General features: G+C 33.1%; 13 protein-coding genes. 6 read left to right on the top strand and 7 right to left on the bottom strand.

Translation table 11 applies throughout. The features are described 5' to 3' along the window. The first annotated feature begins 7 nt into the window (after nucleotides 1-7). The 5 genes from ACYX4H_RS04860 to ACYX4H_RS04880 are packed head-to-tail and all read left to right on the top strand — an operon-like array spanning nucleotide 8 to nucleotide 4,378. Entirely contained in the window at nucleotides 8-913 is a 906-nt protein-coding gene (locus ACYX4H_RS04860) for a metal ABC transporter solute-binding protein, Zn/Mn family (protein WP_476238098.1), read from the top strand. After that, nucleotides 913-1,650: a metal ABC transporter ATP-binding protein gene (locus tag ACYX4H_RS04865; RefSeq protein WP_476238099.1), complete on the top strand. Its 738-nt coding sequence runs from the start codon at nucleotides 913-915 to the stop codon at nucleotides 1,648-1,650. The genes ACYX4H_RS04860 and ACYX4H_RS04865 overlap by 1 nt, the downstream gene beginning before the upstream one ends. A 42-nt stretch (nucleotides 1,651-1,692) precedes the next feature. Beyond that, nucleotides 1,693-2,808, top strand: a complete 1,116-nt coding sequence (locus tag ACYX4H_RS04870) for a metal ABC transporter permease (protein WP_476238633.1) — start codon at nucleotides 1,693-1,695, stop codon at nucleotides 2,806-2,808. Then, nucleotides 2,801-3,961 (top strand): metal ABC transporter permease, encoded by a 1,161-nt coding sequence (locus ACYX4H_RS04875; RefSeq protein WP_476238100.1) that lies wholly within the window; start codon nucleotides 2,801-2,803, stop codon nucleotides 3,959-3,961. The genes ACYX4H_RS04870 and ACYX4H_RS04875 overlap by 8 nt, the downstream gene beginning before the upstream one ends. Nucleotides 3,962-4,018: 57 nt before the next feature. Beyond that, on the top strand, nucleotides 4,019-4,378 hold the full coding sequence (locus tag ACYX4H_RS04880) for a YraN family protein (RefSeq protein WP_476238102.1): 360 nt from the start codon (nucleotides 4,019-4,021) through the stop codon (nucleotides 4,376-4,378). Nucleotides 4,379-4,384: 6 nt separating this feature from the next. On the opposite strand, the gene ACYX4H_RS04885 is transcribed toward ACYX4H_RS04880, so the two are convergent. Together ACYX4H_RS04885 and mfd are read right to left on the bottom strand one after the other, a co-directional pair. Then, nucleotides 4,385-5,716 carry a TlpA family protein disulfide reductase gene (locus ACYX4H_RS04885; protein ID WP_476238104.1) on the bottom strand — a complete coding sequence of 444 codons (1,332 nt, stop codon included), beginning with the start codon at nucleotides 5,714-5,716 and terminating at the stop codon, nucleotides 4,385-4,387. Nucleotides 5,717-5,735: 19 nt separating this feature from the next. Then, on the bottom strand, nucleotides 5,736-9,092 hold the full coding sequence (mfd, locus tag ACYX4H_RS04890) for a transcription-repair coupling factor (protein WP_476238106.1): 3,357 nt from the start codon (nucleotides 9,090-9,092) through the stop codon (nucleotides 5,736-5,738). A gap of 245 nt (nucleotides 9,093-9,337) precedes the next feature. Here mfd and ACYX4H_RS04895 point away from each other — a divergent pair, with 245 nt between their 5' ends. Next, a complete protein-coding gene (locus ACYX4H_RS04895; protein WP_476238107.1) occupies nucleotides 9,338-9,769 on the top strand; it encodes a tellurite resistance TerB family protein in 432 nt (143 codons plus the stop codon). A gap of 78 nt (nucleotides 9,770-9,847) precedes the next feature. Here ACYX4H_RS04895 and ACYX4H_RS04900 read toward each other — a convergent pair whose 3' ends face one another. The 5 genes from ACYX4H_RS04900 to ACYX4H_RS04920 all read right to left on the bottom strand — a co-directional run bounded on the left by ACYX4H_RS04900 (nucleotide 9,848) and on the right by ACYX4H_RS04920 (nucleotide 18,915). Further along, a complete protein-coding gene (locus ACYX4H_RS04900; protein WP_476238109.1) occupies nucleotides 9,848-11,482 on the bottom strand; it encodes a sulfatase family protein in 1,635 nt (544 codons plus the stop codon). 226 nt (nucleotides 11,483-11,708) lie between these two features. Then, complete coding sequence (locus ACYX4H_RS04905) at nucleotides 11,709-13,505, bottom strand: RagB/SusD family nutrient uptake outer membrane protein (protein WP_476238110.1); 1,797 nt, start codon at nucleotides 13,503-13,505, stop codon at nucleotides 11,709-11,711. Between the two features lie 13 nt (nucleotides 13,506-13,518). Continuing rightward, a complete protein-coding gene (locus ACYX4H_RS04910) occupies nucleotides 13,519-16,893 on the bottom strand; it encodes a TonB-dependent receptor (RefSeq protein ID WP_476238111.1) in 3,375 nt (1,124 codons plus the stop codon). Nucleotides 16,894-17,113: 220 nt separating this feature from the next. Then, on the bottom strand, nucleotides 17,114-18,226 hold the full coding sequence (locus tag ACYX4H_RS04915; protein ID WP_476238112.1) for a FecR family protein: 1,113 nt from the start codon (nucleotides 18,224-18,226) through the stop codon (nucleotides 17,114-17,116). Nucleotides 18,227-18,327: 101 nt separating this feature from the next. Then, complete coding sequence (locus ACYX4H_RS04920) at nucleotides 18,328-18,915, bottom strand: RNA polymerase sigma-70 factor (RefSeq protein ID WP_476238113.1); 588 nt, start codon at nucleotides 18,913-18,915, stop codon at nucleotides 18,328-18,330. Nucleotides 18,916-19,047: the final 132 nt, after the last annotated feature.

Consider the following 19,047-nt stretch of genomic DNA (forward strand, 5'->3'; position numbering starts at 1 on the left):
TACCAATATGAAAAAAGTAGTTTTAATTATATGTGTTTTAAATATGATTTTTAGCTGTAAAAGCGACAAAAAATCATCAGGAAAACTACAAGTAGTAACCACAACCACCATGATAACCGATTTGGTAAAAAATATTGGAGGCAATGTTATAGAAGTAAAAGGATTAATGGGAAGCGGTGTAGACCCGCACCTTTACAAAGCCAGTGAAGGCGACGTAACCAAACTGGTAAGTGCCGATGTTATTTTTTATAACGGTTTGCATTTAGAAGGAAAGTTGGTTGAAGTTTTTGAAAAAATGAAAAACAAAAAAACCGTTGCAATTGCTGATGCTTTAGACAAATCGACTTTGATTGGTTCAGAGTATTTTGCATCAAACTACGATCCGCACATTTGGTTTAACATTGATTATTGGATGCAAGCCGGTGCCTATGTTGAAAAAACACTTGAAGAATCGGCCCCAGAACACGCACAAACTTTCAGAAAAAATTGGGAAAGTTATCACGCACAATTAGTAACTTTAAAACAAGAAATTTCAGAGATTATTGAAACACTTCCGCAAGAAAAACGCATATTGGTAACAGCACATGATGCCTTTAATTACTTCGGAAAATTGTTTCATTTTGAAGTTGTTGGTTTACAAGGTTTATCAACCGCAACCGAAGCTGGCGTGCAAGATGTACAAAAGCTCACAGCTTTTATTATTGAGAATACAGTGAATGCTATTTTTGTGGAAAGCTCGGTACCAAAACGTACAATAGAAGCCTTACAAGCTGCTGTAAAATCCAAAAACCATGAAGTTACTATTGGCGGAACACTTTATTCTGATGCCTTAGGTGATGCTGAAACAGTTGAAGGAACTTATATTGGAATGTATAAGTACAATGTGAATACTATAGTTAATGCTCTAAAATAATGGAACGAAATATTGCCGTAAAAGTAGACGATTTAACCGTTGCTTATAACTACAAACCCGTACTTTGGGATATTGATTTAGAAATTCCCGAAGGCGTACTTATGGCTATTGTTGGTCCTAACGGTGCCGGAAAATCAACCTTAATAAAATCTATTTTAGGCATTTTAAAACCTATTGCAGGTAGTGTTTCTATCTATGGAAAGCCATACAATAAACAACGAAAATTAGTGGCATACGTACCACAGAAAGGCAGTGTAGATTGGGATTTCCCAACCACAGCACTCGATGTGGTGATGATGGGAACTTACGGTAATTTAGGTTGGATAAAACGCCCTGGGCAAAAACAAAAAAAAGAAGCACTAGAGGCTTTAGAAAAAGTTGGCATGCTTCCTTTTAAAAACCGGCAAATAAGTCAATTATCTGGGGGGCAACAACAACGCATATTTTTAGCACGTGCTTTGGTGCAAAACGCTTCTATTTATTTTATGGACGAACCTTTCCAAGGTGTAGATGCCACCACAGAGATAGCTATTATTAATATTTTAAAAGAATTACGAAAAGCTGGAAAAACAGTCATTGTTGTGCATCACGATTTACAAACCGTTCCTGAATATTTTGACTGGGTAACCTTTTTAAACGTGAAAAAAATTGCAACAGGACCCGTAAAAGATATTTTTAACGACGATTATTTAACCAAAACCTATGGTATAAATTACAAAGTAAGCCTACAAAAATAAGCCCCTACAAGTAGATAGTTTAAAAAAAGAAACATTTTGAATATTAAAGATTACATAGAATTACTATTTACAGATTATACCTTGCGCACTATTACACTAGGAACCGCTATTTTAGGAGCAGTTACAGGAATGTTGGGTAGTTTTGCTGTGTTGCGCAAGCAAAGTTTATTAGGCGATGCCATTTCACATGCAGCTTTACCTGGTATTGCCATAGCTTTTTTGATTACCGGCACAAAAGAATCTAACATATTACTTTTGGGCGCTTTAATTAGTGGGTTAATTGGTACTTTCTGGATTCGTGGTATTATTACTAAAACACATTTAAAATCTGATACTGCACTTGGGTTAATTTTATCATTATTTTTCGGTTTCGGTATGTTGTTGCTAACCTTCATACAAAAACAACCTAACGCTAACCAAGCAGGATTAGATAAATATTTATTTGGGCAAGCTGCTACTTTAGTTGAAAAAGATGTTTGGTTTATGACCTTAGTAACGAGCATTTGTTTAATTGTTTTATTACTATTTTGGAAAGAATTTAAAATCTTACTTTTTGATGCCGATTACACCAAAACTCTTGGTTTTAACACCAAATTTATTGATGTTTTAATTACATCATTTATTGTGTTAGCTATTGTTTTAGGTTTACAAACCGTTGGTGTTGTATTAATGAGCGCTATGTTACTTGCTCCTGCAGCAGCAGCAAGACAATGGACAAACAGTTTAGGCAAAATGGTAATTTTAGCAGCTATTTTTGGAGCATTTTCTGGTGTTTTTGGTACTGCGGTAAGCGCTACACAAAACAATTTATCTACAGGGCCAGTAATTGTTATTATTGCGAGTATTTTTGTGTTGGTATCCTTTGTGTTTTCACCAACTCGAGGACTTCTTTTTAAGCAAATTAGATTTATTAAAAACCGCAGAGATCTTCAGCTTAATAAAACATTAGCGTTTATGTATCATATTGCAGAAACTCATAATGATATTTCACATCCGCATGCTATTAAAATTTTAAATAATTTTCATGGGTACACTAAAGGCACGCTTCAAAAATTAGTACATAAAAACTACGTAACCATAAGCGGTAACATGTGGAGTTTAACCAACAAAGGCTTTAAAGCCGCTTCAAATTTATACAACCAACAAACAGATGAGTAGCGCTCAAATTGAAATACAACTTATTGCATGTTTAGCAGCAATTGCCTGCGCCATTCCGGGTACGTTTTTAGTATTGCGTAAAATGGCAATGATTAGCGATGCCATAAGCCACTCTATTTTACCCGGTATTGTTATTGGCTTTTTTATTACACAAGATTTAAATTCACCTGTACTTATTTTATTAGCTGCCGTAACTGGCATAATTACTGTTGTTTTGGTTGAATATATTCAAAAAACAGGTTTGGTAAAAGAAGACACTGCTATAGGTTTAGTGTTTCCGGCATTATTTAGTATTGGCGTTATTTTAATAGCCAAAAATGCTAATGATGTACATTTAGATGTTGATGCCGTTTTATTAGGCGAATTAGCTTTTGCACCATTTGATAGATTGCTAATAAACGGTGCAGATTACGGCCCTAAATCTTTATGGATTATTGGCTCTATATTACTTGCAACTATTGGTTTATTAATTACCTTTTTTAAAGAACTTAAAGTTAGCACTTTTGATGCAGGATTAGCAGCTTCATTAGGGTTTTCGCCAGTGGTTATTCATTATGGCTTAATGGCGGTTTCATCTATTACAACCGTTGGTGCTTTTGATGCTGTTGGCGCTATTTTAGTAGTAGCACTCATGATTGCCCCAGCCGCAGCTGCCTATTTAATAACAAATAACTTAAAACGTTTGCTCTTATTTGCTGTTGTTTTTGGAGTTTTTAGTGCTATTTCGGGGTATTGGGTTGCTCATTGGTTAGATGCTTCTATTTCTGGTTCTATAACAACCATGTTAGGTGTTATTTTTTTACTAGTGTATTTATTTGCGCCAAACAAAGGTGTTATAGCAGTACTTTACAGAGAAAAACAACAACGTGCAGAAGTATCTCTTTTAACATTTTTGTTACATCTTAAAAATCATAATGAAACAGAAGAACGCCATGTTAACCATTTAAACGAGCATATAAATTGGCAAAAAGTTAGAAGTAAAACCGTGTTAGATTTAGCCTTAAAAAACAACATGATTATTATTAATAAAAACATAGTGTCACTTACCAAAAAAGGCGAAAAATTTACCACACAAGCTATTGATTATATTATAACCAATCAAGACGGTAAAATAGAACATATGAAAGATGATTTCTTTTTGTTTAGAGGATAACCGCTATTTACAGATGGTTACAAACCATTGTGTTTAAATAAACATTACCTTTATAACATGGCACAACACAACGAATTAGGCAAAAAAGGCGAGCAATTAGCGGTTGATTTTCTTATTGAAAACAACTATGATATTATTGAACGCAACTACCGTTTTGATAAGGCCGAAGTTGATATAATGGCTCAAAAAAAAGACACACTTGCCATTGTTGAAGTTAAAACTAGGTCTAGCACAGATTTTGGCAATCCGCAAGATTTTGTAAAACCAAAACAAATAAAAAACTTAGTAAAAGCTGTTGATGAATACGTTACCGTAAACAATTTAGATGTTGAAGTTCGTTTTGATATTATTGCTATTGTGAAAAATGGCAAAACTTTTAAAATAGAACATTTAAAAGATGCTTTTTATCACTTTTAACATGCGTTACTCTTCTTGAAAAAACTTTATAAAAGCATCAAAATCTTCTGGTTTTGAAATAATTTTTTTGTCTTTATTTAAAACAAAATAAGTTGGTGTTGCAGATACAGCATAATCATCTCCAATTGGGTTATCCCATTTTCCTTCACCATAAACATGAATAAACTCAGGAAAATCGTAGGTTAAACTTTTCCATTTATAGGGTTCATTTTCTAAAGCTACAGCCACTACTTTTACATTTGTTTTTTCCTTCATAAATTTTTGTAACAAAGGAATTTCATCTAAACAATGCGAACAGGCGCTGCTCCAAAAAACAATAACATATTTATCAAACCCTTGAAGTTCTGTTAGTTTTTTTGTTACTTTTTTTCCGTTTTGCGTTATTTCAACATCAAAATCTGGTGCTACTTTACCACGTGATAAATTTTCAAAAGTTATTAAACTATTTATAAGCTCTTGATCATTTAACGCTACAGCAATATCCATTAAATATTTTTCTGAAATGTAATTGGCTACAGTTTCTTGGTTTAAATCTACCATTTGCTGCCACAAACTTACTAACAAAATACGTTTTACTTTATTATTTGCAGGTTTCATGGCATTTGCAACAACGTTAATGTTTGTTTTATAATTTTCAACTTCATCATCAGCATCTACATTCATACCAAACACATAGTTTAGCATTTTTTCTTCTAAAATATTAGAGCTTTGAAGGGTTTTGTTGGTAAAATCTACATGATCAAAATAGTGCGTTTGCAAATTTTTAACGTAGGTTTTTACATCTTCAAAAGTTGAAGGAATATAAGGCTTATTGGCTTTTATAAAATTTAAAACTATAAGATTTTTAGCTGCTTCTTCGTAGCTTTTTTGCGTGTTTCTTTGGGTATCAAAAATTTTTAGAAGCGCCAGTGTGTCTTTACTTTTTTCACTGTAAAATTTACCTATACTGTGGGTAACCATAGACATGCTATTGGTGTACGATGTTAGTAATTTATTTTCTATAGATTTTTGGAACTTTACGCCTGTTTCAGAATTAAAAGTTAATTCAATATCTTCTTCTGCATTGTAAATAATATCAAAATTATAGTCTTCTTGAGGTATGGCATACACCAACCTGTACATACCTTTTGTTACTGTAGAGTCTAGTTTTAGCTGAAACGTACCATCTGTATTCACACTAGCGTTTGTTATGTATTGTGAAACTGTTGGCGTTACTTTATAAAGCAGTGCTATTTTATAGTCTTCGGGTGGTGAAAACGTACCTTTAATGGTGTGTTGCCCCCAAGCAAATATGGGACATACTAATATAGCTACAATAAGTTTTAAACAGTGTTTCATATTATTTAATAGACAATAATTACGCCACAATAGGTTTTAATAATGTTAAAGCTTTTTCTACAGAGTTTACCTTATCAAAAGTAAGTAATAATCTTAAACCTTGGCGGGTTTGTTTCTCTTTCATTTTACAAATATTAGAATTTGTTTGTACGTATTTTAAAACGTTTGTAAATGTGGTACTTTGATAAAAACTACTTTGCTGGTTGCTTATAAAATACCCTATAAGCTTTCCTTTTTTCATTATTATTTTTTCAAAACCTATTTTAGTTGCTAACCACTTTATTTTGACACTGTTTAACAAATCGGTCACTTGTGGTGGTAATTCTCCAAACCTATCAATTAAATCATTTTCAAACCTTGTTAGTTCTTCTTCGGTTTCAAGTTCGTTTAGTTTTGTGTATAAACTTAATCTTTCGGCAATGTTGTTTATGTAGCTATCTGGAAATAACAATTCAAAATCTGTATCAATAGTTACGTCTTTTACGTATGTTTTGTCTTCTTCTGGTTCATTATATAAATCTTTAAACTCGTTTTCTTTGAGTTCTTCAATAGCTTCGTTCAATATTTTTTGATAGGTATCAAAACCTATTTCATTTATAAATCCGCTTTGTTCACCGCCCAACAAATCTCCCGCACCACGAATTTCAAGATCTTTCATTGCAATATTAAACCCGCTACCTAAATCTGTAAACTGCTCTAAGGCAGCAATACGCTTACGGGCATCTTCAGTCATGGCACTATATTCGGGCGTAATAAAATAACAGAATGCTTTTTTATTGCTTCGGCCAACGCGACCACGCATTTGGTGCAAATCACTTAACCCAAAATTATTGGCATTATTTATAAAAATAGTATTGGCATTTGGCACATCTAAACCGCTTTCAATAATGGTGGTGCTAACTAAAACATCAAAACCGCCATCCATAAATTGAAGCATAAGTTCTTCTAGTTTTTTGCCTTCCATTTGCCCGTGGCCAACGCCAATTTTAGCATCGGGCACCAAACGCTGAATCATGCCTGCAACTTCTTTTATATTTTCAATACGGTTGTGAATGAAGAAAATTTGTCCGCCACGTTCAATTTCATAACTCACCGCATCACGTATGGTTTCTTCGTTAAAACGAATAACATGACTTTCAATTGGGTAGCGGTTTGGTGGTGGTGTTGTAATTACCGATAAATCGCGCGCTGCCATTAAACTAAACTGAAGTGTACGCGGTATTGGTGTTGCGGTTAATGTTAACACATCAACGTTTTCTTTTATGGTTTTTAGTCTTTCTTTTACGGCAACTCCAAATTTTTGTTCTTCGTCTACAATTAAAAGCCCTAAATCTTTAAATTTTACGTTTTTGTTTACCAATTGGTGTGTGCCAATAATAATATCTACACCTCCTTTTTCTAACTGCTCTAGGGTTTCACGTTTTTGTTTGGCGGTTCTAAAGCGGTTTACATAATCAACGGTAACAGGAAAATCTTTTAAACGTTTTCTAAAAGTGCGTGCATGTTGGTAGGCTAAAATGGTTGTTGGCACCAAAACAGCTACTTGTTTGCCGTTATCAACAGCTTTAAATGCCGCACGAATAGCTACCTCTGTTTTACCAAAACCAACATCGCCACAAATAAGCCTATCCATTGGGCGCTCACTTTCCATATCGGCTTTAATATCGGCCGTTGCAGTACTTTGGTCTGGTGTGTCTTCATAAATAAAAGACGCTTCTAACTCATGCTGCATATAGCTATCTGGTTTGTATTGATAGCCTTTTTCGGTTTTACGTTTAGCGTAAAGTTTTATAAGGTTAAAAGCAATATGTTTTACTTTTGCTTTTGTTTTTTGTTTTAAGGTTTTCCAAGCATTGCTACCTAGTTTGTAAACCTTTGGTGGTTTGCCGTCTTTACCGTTATATTTTGTTATTTTATGAAGTGAATGTATGCTTAAATACAGCACATCGCGCTCACCATAAATAAGTTTTATAGCTTCTTGTTTTTTGCCTTCAACATCAATTTTTTGAAGTCCGCCAAAACGCCCAATACCATGATCTATATGGGTAACGTAATCTCCAATATCTAAATTAGTTAGCTCTTTTAATGTTATGGCTTGCTTTTTGGCATAACCATTTTTTATACTGAATTTGTGATAACGTTCAAATATTTGATGATCGGTGTAGCAAACTATTTTATTTTCATGATCTACAAAACCCTGGTGTAACGATAAAATTACGGTGTTATACGGTGCAACTTCTAAATTTGAATCGTCAAAAATATCATGAAAACGTTTAGCTTGTTGCTCACTAATACACGCTATATAATTTTTATAACCGTTGTTGTGGTTTGTATTTAAATCTTCAATTAATAAATTAAATTGTTTGTTAAAAGACGGTTGTGGCGAGGTATTAAATTCTAGGGTTTGATGCCCTTCATTTTCGGAATTTGTGAAAATATTTTGTGTACCAAACTCTAAAATTGAAAATTCTAAAAGTTGGCTTTTTAGCAATGCCGAATTACAGAATAATTCTTGCGGTTTGCTGTGTTTAATATCGGGCGAAAGGTTTGTAAATGCAGCCTCGGCTTTTTCAAAAAAATCGTCAATTCTAGAAAAAAGCATGTTGGCATTTTTTATACCAATCACTGTTTTTTGGGCTATGTACCGTAAAAAACTTTGGCGTCTTTCTTCTAAAAGTTTATTAGCAACATTGGGTATAATGTTAATTTTTTTTATTTGATTTATAGATAGTTGAGATGCTACATCAAAGGTTCTAATACTATCAACCTCATCACCAAAAAATTCAATACGGTAAGGCTCATCATTTGAGAATGAAAACACATCTACAATGCCACCTCGCACAGAAAACTCGCCAGGTTCTGTTACAAAATCTACGCGCTTAAATTTGTATTCAAACAGTACTTCGTTTACAAAATCTATTGATAAATTATCGGCTACAGCAATTTTAAGGGTGTTACGCTCAAGCTCTTTACGGGTAACTACTTGCTCAAAAAGTGCATCGGGGTAGGTTACTATTAATGCTGGTTTTTTTTGTGAATTTATACGGTTTAAAACCTCGGCACGTAATAGCACATTGGCATTATCTGTTTCTTCTATTTGGTACGGCCTACGGTAACTACCTGGGTAGAAAAGCACATTGGTTTTATCACAGAGTTGCTCAAAATCGTTTAGGTAATGTGCGGCTTCTTCTTTGTCATCAAACACCAATAAAAATGGTTTTTTGGCTTGTTTAAATGCGTTGGCAATTACAAATGATAATGATGAACCTACGAGACCTTTTAAATGTGTTTTTGATTGTTTTTGGGCAATAGCATTTTGCAGATTATGCGTTTGCAAAACCTGTAAATAGGCTTGAGAAATATGGGTTTTACTCACCTAATTATGTTTTTAAAGCTGCAAAGATAAGGTATGTACTTTATTTTAGGCAATATACAAGCTTAAAATGCATGGATTATTGGGTTAAGTTTGCGTTAGGGATTGAACGGTGTGTTTGAGCTCGCCGACGTAGGAGGCAGCGAGTAGTGAAAGCCCGCCCACAGGGAACGCCCAAAAAATTATTTTTTTAAGCTACATTTATTAAAAAAATATGTAGGTTTGCAGCACTTAAAAAATTGATAATTATGTCGTTTTCAGATTTATTTGACAGTGGTTTTAAAAAGCGTAATGAGAGCCATTTTGCTTCTATTGTAAGAGTTGCTATGGCCGATGGTGTTATTACTGATGATGAGCGTGCTTTTTTAGATAGATTAGCTAAAAGATTAGATATTAGCGAGGTTGATTATACAACTATTTTGAAGGATTATGCTAAGCATCCTATTAATCCGCCGGCGTCTTACGATTTACGTTTAGAGCGTTTGTATGACCTTGTTAGAATGGTTTATGTTGATGATATTCATGGCGAAGCTGAAGATACTTTACTTAACAAAATTGCGGTTGGTTTAGGTTTTCATGCGGTTAATGTTAAATATATTATTGATAAAGCCTCAACACTTGTTAAACAAGGGGCAGACCTTGATACGTTTGTTGATGCTATTAAAAATATGAATAGATAGTTTTTTTAAACTTTAGAATAATAAAAAAGCGAAACCAAAATTGGTTTCGCTTTTTTGTTTTTTATTGTTGATTAAAGTTTAGTTCCAACTTTCATCAATTACTTGTTGTATTTGTGGGTATTGTGCATCGTTTTCTTTTACTTCTTCTCTTAGCTTTTTAAGTCTGCTTTTTAAATTTGTAATTATTGAAGCGTATTGAGGGTCATCATACCTATTGTCCATTTCATTGGGGTCTTTATTTAAATCATAAAATTCCCAAGCTACAGGTGTTACAAAATCTGACATTGATTCTGGGTTGTGTGCCCACTTTTGTTCACCTGAATCTCTGTTTACTAAATAATCGCGCCCATAGAAAAAGATAAGTTTATAATCTTTTGTTCTAATACCAAAATGTGCAGGATTGTTATGCTTGTGCGCCATGTGCATCCAGTATCTATAATAAGTATCTTGTTTCCAACCTTCTGGTTCTTTGGTGGTTTCTAATATAGATTTAAAACTTGCGCCTTGCATATAATTTGGTGTTTTACCTCCTGCCATGTCAATAATTGTTGGTGCAAAATCGGTATTATTAATTATAGCATTTGACCGTGAACCTGCTTTTATAGTTTTTGGATAACGTACTAAAAATGGCATTCTTTGAGACTCTTCATACATCCATCGTTTATCAATATAATCATGTTCTCCTAACATAAAACCTTGATCTCCGGTATACATAATTATGGTGTTATCTAGAAGGCCTTCTTCTTCTAAATAATCTAGGAGGCGTTTTACATTATCATCAACACCTTTTACACACCTTAAATAACGTTTTAAATATTCTTGGTATGCTAATTCTTTGTATTTTGGATCTGGTATGTTAGGATCTATATTCATATGCATACCCATGTTTCTTATTACATTTCTATGACCTATAGATGAGCCTATTGTATCAGTTAGTGTATTATTAATACCGCGGGTAGCTATAGAGCCGTTATTACCATTATACCACATACTTGATGGTTCTGGAATAACATGGTCTTTTAAATATGTTTCATACCTAGGTGCATACTCAAAAAAATCATGAGGCGCCTTAAAATGATGCATTAAAAAGAATGGTTTGGTTTTATCTCTTTTGTTTTTAAGCCAATCTAAAGATATGTCTGTAATAACATCAGATGAATGCCCTTGGTATTTAGTGGCGTTTACTTCTCTAACCAAATCTGCTTCAAATCTAATTTCTGTTTTTGTACCACCATCTCTACTGTAAAGGGTTGGGTTAAAATAATCTCCTTGCCCTGGTAAAACGTTGTAATAATCAAAAGCTTCTGGTGCATGTTTTAAATGCCATTTACCTACCATAGCTGTTTGATAGCCTTGTTTTTTTACTTCTATTGGTAAGTATTGTTTATCTGCTGAAAGCGCTCCACTTAAATCTACAACGCCATTAACCTGCCCGTATTGGCCTGTTAATATGCTTGCTCTTGATGGTGTACAAATAGAATTAGTACAGAATACATTTTCAAGCAAAATGCCCTCTGTTGCTAATCTATCAATTGTTGGTGTTGGATTTAGTGATGCTAATCTTTTTCCGTAAGCACCAATGGCTTGTGATGTATGATCATCGGCCATGATGTAAATAATATTGGGCTTTTCTGTTTTAGCTTCTTTTTTACATGAAAGTACTACAGATAGTAGTACTAATGGAATTAGTTTTTGTAGTGTTTTAAACGTCATTGTTTTAGAAGTTGTTTATTGGTTTTTAAATATAATTCATTTATTTTTCAAAAAAGCCATTTTACAAAATTTATAAATGCACCGAAGTACATTACTCCGGTGCATTTTCAAACTAAAACTCAAAAGCTCACTTATATATTAATGCTTTTGAATTTTAGGAGGAATTTGTTTTAAGAACTGAAAAAACTATTTAATGTAAATAATAATACTTCTATTAGGGTTTACGTTATTCATATCCTGGATTTTCAACAAGCGCAGGACTTCGTTGTATTCTAGATAGACCTATAGGAAAATAATAATGGTGCTCTTCAAATATTCTATCCCAACTATCAGTTGCTGTACCTGTAGTGGTATGAACTATTTCATACATTCCAGGGTTATCAAAATCTTTACGCCATCTAACACCTGTATACTTATTACCCTTGCTAGCTCTACGGTCTAGCTCTATGTGCGCAATACGCCATCTTCGTAAATCCCAGTAGCGATGTTGTTCAAAAGTTAACTCTACTGCTCTTTCATTACGTATGGTTTCCCAATTTATTTCGGTCTTATCTGGCATTAATACACGTCTTCTTATTCTATTTAAAGCCTCTAAAGCTTCTTCTTCACGCTCTAAAGCATAGGCAGCTTCTGCTAGATTTAAATAAATTTCTCCTAAACGAAACACCATATAATCGGTACCTCCTTGCCCCCTTGCTGGTCCTACTAAAAATTGTTCATTACATCTTTTTTGGTTAAACATTCCTGTAAGCCCAATATCTCTAGAAGGGCCTTTGGCAGGTACATCAATACCATCAATATTAGATGTTTCTAAAACACCGTTTACATATAATCCTTCATGCATCCAAACCACTTGCCCACCGTACTCGTCTTCTGGAAGAAAAATATTAGCTCTACATCTAGGATCTTTTCTTCCTATAAAATCAGCCATATCATGAAAAACACCTTCTACTAAGGTAGATTTATCTAAGGTTCCTGGTGTACCATCTACATACTCATACATTTCAAATGTCTCTAAATAGGTATTTAAAAATGTTGTACCGCTTACAACTGCTGGTGCGCACCAACGCTCCCAATCTTCGGGTCTAGCACCCTGACCTCCAAAAACTTCTGTAAAAATAGCTTCGTTATTATTTCCTAATTCGGCATCTTTAGTGAATAAGGCAGAATATGAAGCCTCAGCCTCCTCGAATGAACTTGGATTGTCTCCATATAACGTGAATGGTCCTTCATCAATAATTTTTTTTGAAGCATCGTAAGACAGTTTCCAATATTTATCAGGGTTACTAATACCCAATAAACCATTTAATTGCATTGAACCAAACTCTCCAATACTTCCTGCATACATCATAGCTCTGCTTTTTAGAGCTAATGCGGCCCAATGCGTAGGCCTTCCTCCAATTAAAGTTTTATCTTCTAAGAGTGATACCGCTAAATCGCATTCTTGAGCAATGAAATCATAAGTTTCCTCCTCAGAATTTCTAGGCACTTGCAATTCATCTAATGGCAAATCAAAGCTTTGTGGCTCTGTGATTATTGGAACACCTCCATACCTTTTTACTTTTTGAAAATACACCCATGCTCTTAAAAAATGTAATTCTCCAACTCGGGTATCTTTATAATCTTGTGGTAATATGCTTGCCCCTTCTAGTTTTGAAATAGTTTCATTGATTTCTCTAACCAAAGCCCAATCCCAATACTCATTGGTTCCTTGACCTCCTGAACCTAGCTCGGTAAATAAACCACGCGTAAATTGATAGCCCCCAGGCCATCCTCCAAATGTTCTACTATAACCTCCGGCACAAGCATCTACGACTAGTTTGCTTGGGTTTTGATCGTTTGAGCCTGGTAGAAACCTAGCTCTTGCAAATAAATTTGCTACTACTAAGTCTGTTAAGGTTTCATCATTAAACACGCTATCTTCAGCAAAACGGCCAACGGCTGTTCTTTCTAAAGGATCTTCACATGAAAAGAAGGTAATTCCTAATGTAAAAATCACTATAAATAATCTTATTTTTTTCATTATATTTTTTTTATTATAATCCAACATTAATTCCTAAACTTACATTTCTTTGAACTGGGTAAGTAGCTATACCGTCTTGACTTCTGGCTTCAGGATCTATATTAAAAATATTTTTTTTCTGTAGAGTTAAAAGGTTATACCCTGCAAGGTAAATTCTTGCATTTTTAACATTAATTTTGTCTAAAAAGCTTTTTGGAATTGTGTACCCTAATGTAAGAGACTTTAATCTTGCATAAGTGGCATCTCTTTGGTAAATATCTAATGTTGCATCATTATGCTGGTTTAGCCCTATTGTACTTGGTGCAGGTAATTTAGCTGCTGAAGGGTTATTTGGATTCCAACTATGATCTACTTGGTATTGAAATGGTACAAAACCAATACTAGTTGTTGCAGCTAGCTCTAAATCATTTGGTACTACATCAAAATTTGTTGCCCCTTGCCATAACATAGCAAAATCAAACCCTTTATATTCTAGATTTACATTTAGCCCGAAAAACCATTCTGGAGTTTGGTTTCTACCAATAACTTCTTGGTCTCTAAAATCAATAACATTATCGCCGTTTCTATCTACATACTTAACGTCTCCCAATGTAGGCTCACCTAATTGCGGATATTCTAAACCATCATTGTCAATTTCTTCTTGTGTATCATAGAAGCCATCTGTTCTATAACCAAATCTACGGTTAACCCATTGGCCGGTTCTTTGATTTAATCTAGCATCGTCAGGGTCATCTAAATCAAACTCTCGCTCTATTACTTTTACAAATTTCTCACGTGTCCATGTTACATTTCCTGATATGTTTATGTTTAAGTCTCCAATAGTATTTTTATGTGTTAGTACCAACTCAAACCCTCTATTATCACGTTCTTCAAGATTTTCTCTTGGTAAAACAGCCCCAAAAGTATCTGGAAGTGCATCTTGACGTGTAGCTAAAAGCCCAGACCTTTTGCGATAAAAAGCATCAAATTCTATACCTAGTGCGCTATTCCAAAAGGTTGCATCTATACCTAAATTATAGGTAGTTATTTCTTCCCAAGTTATATTAGGGTTTGCTAGCCCCTCCGTTCTTAAGGTTGTTAGATACTGTTGTCCTTCATAAAGATAATGTTGATTTATATTGTTTCTTAAACCATAACCGCTTAAATAATCAAAATTAGATATATTATCGAATCCTAAACTAGCTACTGATGCTCTTAATTTTAAAAAGTCTATAGTTGATGAATTACTTAAAAAATTTTCTTTAGACATTACCCAACCTAACGAAAGACCTGGGAATAAACCCCAACGAGTATTGGTAGGAAATTGAATATTTGCATCTAATCTATATAATGCTTCCAATAAGAACTTTTCTTTGTAATCATAATTTACACGACCTATAAAGGCCGAACGTCCATTTTGAGAAAAACTATCTCCAACTTGTTGTTCTCCTATAGCTGCGAATAAAAATGGTTGATCTATAGTTAACGGATCATTTCTTAGTGCATAAAAATTGTAAGCATCAGTATAAATATTTTCATAAATAGCTTTAGCAGACAGGTTGTGATCACCAAAAGTTTTCTTATAATCAAGTCCTATTTGGGTGGTTATTCTACTAAAATCATTATTGGTTACTCTTGTATCTGCAATACTTGTAGTAAAAGACTCTGTACTTTCTCCTGTGGTAAAATCATGATCATAGGTTGTAAAAGGTGTTCTAATTTTTCTACTTAAGTTACTTGATCTTTGAAAAGCCAGTTTACCAAAAGCACTTATGCCATTTATTGGAACATCATAATTAAAATCTGCAACTAAATCAAATTGTTTTCTTTTATCTAGAAAAAAGCCAGTAATTGAACTATTAGAATATGCTACTGCACTTTGCCCAAGTGGATGTGATGCTGTTAACAAACCATCAGGATTCCTCTGGATTGTTGGATTAGATGATGCTATAAAACGAAAAATTCTACGGTACGCATCTTCTCCATTATCAACATTTACTGGTGTTTCTGTTTCTTGTTCCCTATATTTTAAATTAAGCCCAACTGTTAATCTATTTGAAATATCGGCGTCTAAAGTTAAACCAATATTATATCGTTCAAATTTACCATCGCCAGATTCTAATAAAGAGTTTTGCTGTAATGCTCCAATTGAGCCAAAGTACTTAACTTTTTCAGTTCCGCCTCTAACATTAATGTTGTGCTGGTGCATCATAGACCAATCTTTAAGCACCGTATCTTGCCAGTCAGTACCTTTAAAACCTTCCTCTGTACCTGCTTTAAATTTTTCTATATCTTCATTAGAATAAGTAAGATCATTTTCTGCTACTCCTTCTAGTATTTCAGCTCTCTGTACATAATCTGCATAACTAGCAGCATCGGCTATTTGAGGTAAAAATGTTGGTTGTTGAAAAGTTACACTACTTGAAAAGTTAATTTTAGGTCTGCCAACTTTACCTCGTTTAGTTGTTACAAGAATAACTCCGTTACCTGCTCTAGCTCCGTATACAGCAGCAGAAGCATCTTTCAAAACAGATATAGATTCAATTTCATTAGGGTCTAGCTGTTGATAATCTCTTGGCACACCATCAACAATTACCAAAGCATTGCCAAACCCTCTAATTCTTACATTTGCCTGATCTCCACCTGGTTGCCCATCATTTTGAGTTACAACTAAACCAGGTAAACGACCTGCTAATGATTGCGTAGTATTTGTTGTTGGTGTTTGAACTAAATCTTTAGATTGAACAGTTGCAACTGAACCTGTAACAGTTGCTCTCTTTTGCTTACCATAACCCACTACCACAACCTCATCTAGTTTAGCAGAGTCTTCTACCATTACTACATTTATTATAGTTTGATTATTTATGGGAATTTCTTTTGTTACATAACCTAAATATGACACCACTAAAACGGCGTTTGTGTTTTCTATATTTAATGAATAATTACCGTCAAAATCTGTTTGTGTACCATTGCTTGTGCCTTTTTCTAAAATATTAGCTCCAGGTAGTGGTACTCCATTTTCATCTGCAACAATTCCTTTTACTGTTACTTTTTGCGGTTTTAAAGCACTTGCTTTTAAGTTTTTGGTTTTTGCGCTAGGTTTATCTTTTTTTTCTAATAAATAAATACGCTTTTTTATAACATTATAATCGGTTTTGGTAGTTTTGAAAACCGATTCTAAAATGGTTGTTATTTCTTGTTTGTTTACATTAACAGAAACTTTTCTGTTTAAATCAATATCCTTTAGTTTATAAATGAAACGAAATTGTGTTGATGCTTCAATTTCATCTAACAAGTCACTAACTGTTACATTTGTTAAATCTAATGTAATTTTTGTTTGTTGTGAATAAGTATCATTTGCTTGAAGTGTCATAAATGATACGAAAAAGAAAAGGACACTTAGCTTCATTTTTAAATCGAATTTTAGTGAAGGACAAAATCGCCCCCTAATTGTAGGAGATTTTTTTTTCATACTTTTGTGGTGTTAAATGTGGTTAATCTATTATTTAGTTTAATTGCGTCATATTATCGGGAAATGTTGCAGCATTTTCCGATTTTTTTTTCAATTCTTCTTAAGAACTAAAATGACTATTAGTTTAGTAATTGTAATTTTACATAAGCATTTTGTTTTAATTTATAATTATTTTATATTCTGTTATAATGTAATCTATATTATAATTTTGCTTAAACTCTTGTAAAACAAGGTGTATTGGTGGGTTTTTGCCAAAGCTAGCATTAAACTTATCTAAAGACACACTGGTATTATTATTAATAATTTCAACATTGTAATGGCGTTCTAGTTTTTTTAAAATGTTTTGAAAAGTCATATCTCTAAAAACCAATTCTCCATCCATCCAAGATGTATATATACTTGTGTTAACTTTACTGTTAATAATGGCTTTATTTTGTTTGTTAAACGTTGCTTTATAACCTGGTTTTAAACGTTTTATTTCTTCATCATTAACAACCTCACGGTCTGTATAAAGCCCCACAGAACCTTCAACTAAAACCACATCGGTTTTTGTGTCTTCAGCATAAGCCTGAACATTAAATTTTGTACCATAAACTTTCACATTAAGAGCTTTAGCGTTAACAATAAAAGCTGATTCTGGATTTTTAACTACATCAAAAAACACTTCGCCATCTACAAACACTTTTCGTTCTTTTCCTTCTATAAATTGTACAGGATATTTTAATGATGACCCCGAATTTAAAAATGCCGTTGTACCATCAGAAAGTACCACCTCAAATTTCTTTCCGTAAGGTATTGTTAACGTATTATAAATTAAAGTTTCAACTTTTGCTTTAGCATTATTGTACTGTAGTTTATTTTTTTGTTGTGTACCAACAGTATTGCCTTGGTTACTTACAATAGTTGTATTTGTATTTTCATTTAAAACTTTAATTGTTCCGTCATCTAGTGTTAACGTAATTACTTTAGCTGGGTTAGATATTGGTGTTTCTTTTGAAAAAAATATTACTTGAGATAAAAATAATGCTGTTATTAAAATAGCTGCAACAGATGATACTGCGGTTATAACCTTTTTTTTAGATTTTATATTATTTTGAATGTTGCGCCACAAGGCATTCTTAATGTTGCTTTTATTTTTTTTAAAATCCTGTTTTTTATTAGCTAATTCAAGCATTTGTTTTTGATATGTTTCAATTAGCATCTCTTCATGATTATTTAATGTACCATGAATAGCTTTGTCTAATAGTTTTCTAAACTCTTTTTCTTTCATAATTAATGCTTGTACCTTTATGTTCTAAAAAAAGGCAGGTACTCCCATTAATTTTTTGGTTTTAACATTTTTTTAACACTTAGGAGTGTTTAAAAAATGGGCTAGAAACTAGACAAAAGCACACATAAAAAGGTAAGGAATGAAGTTAATGTGTGCTTAATAGATTTTGTAGCTATAGATATTTGATTTTCAACAGATTTTTTTGAAATACCTAATTTAACAGCAATTTCATCATTTGAATAATGTTTTAACCTGCTTAACTCAAATATTTTTGCACAACGCTTTGGTAATTTATTTAGTGCCATTTTAATAACACTAAGTTTTTCTTCAAAATCCATCTGTTTTTTTATATCTGGCTCAACAGACAGTTTTAAGGAATTGATAACTTGTTGCTCTAACTTTGTGAATTTTTTATTTTTTAAAAACTTAAAAGAAGCATTTCGTACTGCTACATAGATGTAAGCATCAAAGTTCTTTATATCAAGCTTTGCCCTATTTTGCCAAAGCTTAATCCAAATATCTTGTACAATATCCTTGGCATTATTATCATTACCAACAATAGATTTTGCATGTTTAAACATAGGCTCCCAATACAAATCAAATAATTTTTTATATGATTTGCAATCGCCTTGTTTTATAAGCAATAGCAAAAATTCTGCATTAGTAATATGCTTAGTTGGTAGTGGCAATTTTATAGTTGTTTAGTTTAGTTGTGTTGCAATAAATGTACATTTAAAATAAACTTACACAAAAAAAATGCTGTAATTGGTGACATATTTCTAAATATTGAATTAATTTTTTTAGGAAAATACACACGCACC

The sequence above is a fragment of the Seonamhaeicola sp. ABD4_340 genome (assembly GCF_056312135.1).

What these genes read in the sequence shown, in the direction of transcription:
- ACYX4H_RS04860 (WP_476238098.1), top strand. Translation starts at nt 8, where the DNA reads ATGAAAAAAGTAGTTTTAATTATATGTGTTTTAAATATGATTTTTAGC.
- ACYX4H_RS04865 (WP_476238099.1), top strand. Translation starts at nt 913, where the DNA reads ATGGAACGAAATATTGCCGTAAAAGTAGACGATTTAACCGTTGCTTAT.
- ACYX4H_RS04875 (WP_476238100.1), top strand. Translation starts at nt 2,801, where the DNA reads ATGAGTAGCGCTCAAATTGAAATACAACTTATTGCATGTTTAGCAGCA.
- ACYX4H_RS04880 (WP_476238102.1), top strand. Translation starts at nt 4,019, where the DNA reads ATGGCACAACACAACGAATTAGGCAAAAAAGGCGAGCAATTAGCGGTT.
- ACYX4H_RS04885 (WP_476238104.1), bottom strand. Translation starts at nt 5,716, where the DNA reads ATGAAACACTGTTTAAAACTTATTGTAGCTATATTAGTATGTCCCATA.
- ACYX4H_RS04895 (WP_476238107.1), top strand. Translation starts at nt 9,338, where the DNA reads ATGTCGTTTTCAGATTTATTTGACAGTGGTTTTAAAAAGCGTAATGAG.
- ACYX4H_RS04900 (WP_476238109.1), bottom strand. Translation starts at nt 11,482, where the DNA reads ATGACGTTTAAAACACTACAAAAACTAATTCCATTAGTACTACTATCT.
- ACYX4H_RS04905 (WP_476238110.1), bottom strand. Translation starts at nt 13,505, where the DNA reads ATGAAAAAAATAAGATTATTTATAGTGATTTTTACATTAGGAATTACC.
- ACYX4H_RS04910 (WP_476238111.1), bottom strand. Translation starts at nt 16,893, where the DNA reads ATGAAGCTAAGTGTCCTTTTCTTTTTCGTATCATTTATGACACTTCAA.
- ACYX4H_RS04915 (WP_476238112.1), bottom strand. Translation starts at nt 18,226, where the DNA reads ATGAAAGAAAAAGAGTTTAGAAAACTATTAGACAAAGCTATTCATGGT.